The sequence below is a fragment of the Ferrovum myxofaciens genome (assembly GCF_000735045.1).
Classification (GTDB): Bacteria; Pseudomonadota; Gammaproteobacteria; order Burkholderiales; family Ferrovaceae; genus Ferrovum; species Ferrovum myxofaciens.
Genome location: NZ_JPOQ01000238.1, coordinates 1 through 3,477, shown reverse-complemented (window position 1 = coordinate 3,477; position 3,477 = coordinate 1). Strand labels below are relative to the sequence as shown.

General features: G+C 50.6%; 2 protein-coding genes and 2 tRNA genes. 2 read left to right on the top strand and 2 right to left on the bottom strand.

The features are described 5' to 3' along the window. Positions 1–217 precede the first annotated feature (217 nt). A tRNA-Arg gene (locus tag IV91_RS0113085) sits at positions 218–294 on the bottom strand. 25 nt (positions 295–319) lie between these two features. Beyond that, entirely contained in the window at positions 320–1,171 is an 852-nt protein-coding gene (locus IV91_RS0113080; RefSeq protein WP_031599180.1) for a hypothetical protein, read from the bottom strand. Positions 1,172–1,338: 167 nt separating this feature from the next. Between IV91_RS0113080 and IV91_RS0113075 the strand changes: the two genes are divergently transcribed. Both IV91_RS0113075 and IV91_RS0113070 read left to right on the top strand, forming a co-directional pair. Further along, complete coding sequence (locus IV91_RS0113075; protein ID WP_031599179.1) at positions 1,339–2,586, top strand: aspartate kinase; 1,248 nt, start codon at positions 1,339–1,341, stop codon at positions 2,584–2,586. Positions 2,587–2,604: 18 nt separating this feature from the next. Beyond that, a tRNA-Ser gene (locus tag IV91_RS0113070) sits at positions 2,605–2,697 on the top strand. Positions 2,698–3,477 lie beyond the last annotated feature (780 nt).

Here is a 3,477-nt window from a genome sequence, read left to right as displayed (position 1 = left end):
GGTCGTTTGTGATAGAGGGTTTGCCATCGGTCATGGCCTGGATGCTGTAGCGGCGACGCGAGAGCCAGGAGACCCCGGTGGATTCGCCCTTAGAACCCCCTGCCTTTAGGCATGGGGAGGTTTAGTATGCTGGTCGAAAATTCACCGGAAATTGGTACGTTTATGACTGCAGGAAAGAACAATGGGCTAAGCATTTCTGCATAACCCATTGATTGTTTGGCGCGCCCGGCAGGATTCGAACCCACGACCCCTTGGTTCGTAGCCAAGTACTCTATCCAACTGAGCTACGGGCGCATCCGAAGGATTATAGCATTGTTGTTCAGACAGTGACAACGGGAACGCCGAGGTCTTCGATTTTTTCTGCCAAGTCCGCCAACCAGGTTCCCGAAACTGCTCCCAGGCGTGTTCCTCCAGGTTGCAGAGAAAGACGCGCCAAAGTGTACAGCAGGATGCCCTTGATGGGAATCTGCGCATCCTTTATGTGCCGAATAAAGTCCAGATACCTCTGGACTTCCTCCGTCGAAGGCGCCACTCCATCCCGTGTCGTCATGCAGGTTTGAATCCAGGTGGGGCAATGCGGTGCGATGGTTGCCAGTCGATGTTGTATCTGTCCAAGTGATAGACGAATCTGATTGGCTTGCCAGATGTCTTCGGAGGAGCCCCGGTCAATCTTGAACCAGAGCTCCCCACCGTGTTTCGTGGAATTCTCCAGAGCACGAAGCACAGCAGGTTCTTGCACATGACTGCCGTTCGTGATGGTAATGATTTTGACCGAATGTAATGGCGGACGTTGCTCAAGAGCCCGTAAGGCAATATCCATGGCGCCGGAAAACTGATCTGAACTGGTTGGCTCACCATTTCCTGAAAAGGCAATGTCTTTCAGATAACGCAATTCAACGGGGACATACGTCTCCAGAAATGTTTCCTGGGTCACGGCATCCAATAGGAAATTCAGTTCCCGTTCAAGTTGGTCCAGGTCGGTAGGCGCAGCCTTGCCGCGCACCAGATCGGGTACCTGACAATACTCGCAAGCCCAGTTGCAGGCATTATTCTGGTTCAGATTGATTCCCACGGATACTCCGCCTGCACGACGGGAAACCACAGGATAAACCGTTTTTAGGCCGAAAAAAGGACGGTTATGGTCTGTAAAACTCAAGCGGGTCTCTGTCATGGGGTCCTGAGCATGGCCGGTGTAATTAAAGTAACGATGCTATCCTGAAATGCTGCCGTCTTGGGAATTATGGGGGGAACGTAGCTGTAAACATATTTTCCCATTCTGCCAGTATCCATAATTTCCTGTAAAATTGTCGGTCAACCCCTTTAGGTTAGATTGTCAACATGGCATTGATTGTACAAAAATATGGAGGCACTTCCGTCGCTAATCCCGAACGCATCCAGAAAGTTGCGGAGCGGGTAGCCCGGTTTCATGCCCAGGGACACCAAATCGTGGTGGTTGTGTCTGCGATGAGTGGGGAGACGGACCGACTCATTCGGTTGGCGAAGGAGATTAATCCTCATCCTGACGGACGGGAACTGGATGTTCTGGTTTCCACCGGGGAACAGGTCACCATTGCCTTGATGGCCATGGCCATCAAGGAACTAGGGATTCCCGCGCGCAGTTATACAGGGGGTCAGGTGCGTATCCTGACTGATGAGGCCCATACCAAGGCCAGAATTCTGGACATCCAGGCCGATCGTTTGCTTGCTGATATTGCTGCTGGCACCGTCATCGTGGTTGCGGGCTTTCAGGGTATGACGGAACGGGGGGATATCACGACCTTGGGCCGCGGAGGCTCGGATACCACCGGGGTGGCCATTGCAGCAGCCCTTAAGGCCGATGAGTGCCAAATCTATACGGATGTGGATGGGGTATACACCACAGACCCGCGCATCGTACCAGAGGCGCGCCGCCTCGCGACCATCACTTTCGAGGAAATGCTGGAAATGGCCAGTTTGGGATCGAAAGTGTTGCAAATCCGCTCTGTGGAATTTGCCGGGAAATACAAGGTCAAGTTGCGTGTGTTATCGAGTTTTTCTGAAAACGACAATGAAGGCACCTTGATCACCTTCGAGGATAGCAAAACCATGGAACAACCCATCATTTCAGGTATCGCGTTCAATCGCGATGAAGCCAAACTCTCGTTACTGGGCGTACCCGATCGCCCGGGAATTGCTCATGCGATTTTATCGCCCGTGGGTGAAGCTCATGTCGATGTGGACATGATCATCCAGAATACGGGAGTAGATGGTTCTACGGATTTTTCTTTCACCGTACATCGAAACGATTACCAGAAAACTTTGGATATTTTGACACAGTCCATCAAACCCCTGACCGGGGCTCGGGAAGTACAGGGCGATTGCAAGATTTGCAAGATTTCCATCGTGGGCGTAGGTATGCGATCCCATGCAGGCGTGGCCAGCCTGATGTTCCGTACCCTGGCGGATGAAGGCATCAACATTCAGATGATTTCCACTTCGGAAATCAAGATTTCTGTGGTGATAGACGAAAAGTATATGGAACTGGCTGTCCGCGCTCTCCATAAAGCTTTTGGCCTGGATAGCGAAAATTCTCTAATTGAGCGATAATGGCGCCTGCGTCAGACCGGAGAGATGGCCGAGTGGTCGAAGGCACTCCCCTGCTAAGGGAGCATGCGGTCAAAAACTGCATCGAGGGTTCGAATCCCTCTCTCTCCGCCAACTCATTGAAAAACCGCTAGAAATAGCGGTTTTTTTATGCCAAAATCAAACCTGATTCAACCTGAAAATCGCATAAAATTCTCCATTTTCAAATTCCAAGTGTCCCTGTTTTGTCCCCGTTTTTCTCATTCTGACTTACTCTAACTCATTGTAACTGTCCCTGTTTTGTCCCAATCGGACAGACCTCGCGCCGCCAACTGTCCCCGATCAGCAGCAACACATCCCTGCGCCATAAATATTTTTCACTAAACAGCCAAAAACACCCCAAATCGACTGATTACACACCCGTGCAATGACATATCTCACGAACAGCCCATCTGGGCTCAGTCGGGTTCACACCCGACCCGTCGACAACCTGCCCATTATTGTCGGAGTGTGAGGGGGTAAGCGAGAGTGTGTCTGAATGATTTATACGTTTAAATTCAATGAGTTATAGTTGATTTCCTTGAAAAAATGTGAGATGATTGGCCAACCAATTCAGTTCTTCGAGGAAATATGTCTCACGAAAAATTACTTACCCCATTGGCCGTAACCCCCGTTGATGCCTTGGTTTTGCTCGGATGGACTGGAACTCGGGAAAAACTCGGCAAGACAGCATCGAACCTAATATTACGGAACCGATTCCCCGTGCCTATCAGGTTGGTTGGAAAGCACAAGAGAGTGTTGATGGTGGACATCGCAAAGATTACTGGCACAGTTGACACCAGAACTATTGAGCCAAAAATTATCCAGGAGGAAAGCCGAGGTCGTGGTCGCCCAAGAAAAGGGAGCCCATCATGA

What these genes read in the sequence shown, in the direction of transcription:
- IV91_RS0113080 (WP_031599180.1), bottom strand. Translation starts at nt 1,171, where the DNA reads ATGACAGAGACCCGCTTGAGTTTTACAGACCATAACCGTCCTTTTTTC.
- IV91_RS0113075 (WP_031599179.1), top strand. Translation starts at nt 1,339, where the DNA reads ATGGCATTGATTGTACAAAAATATGGAGGCACTTCCGTCGCTAATCCC.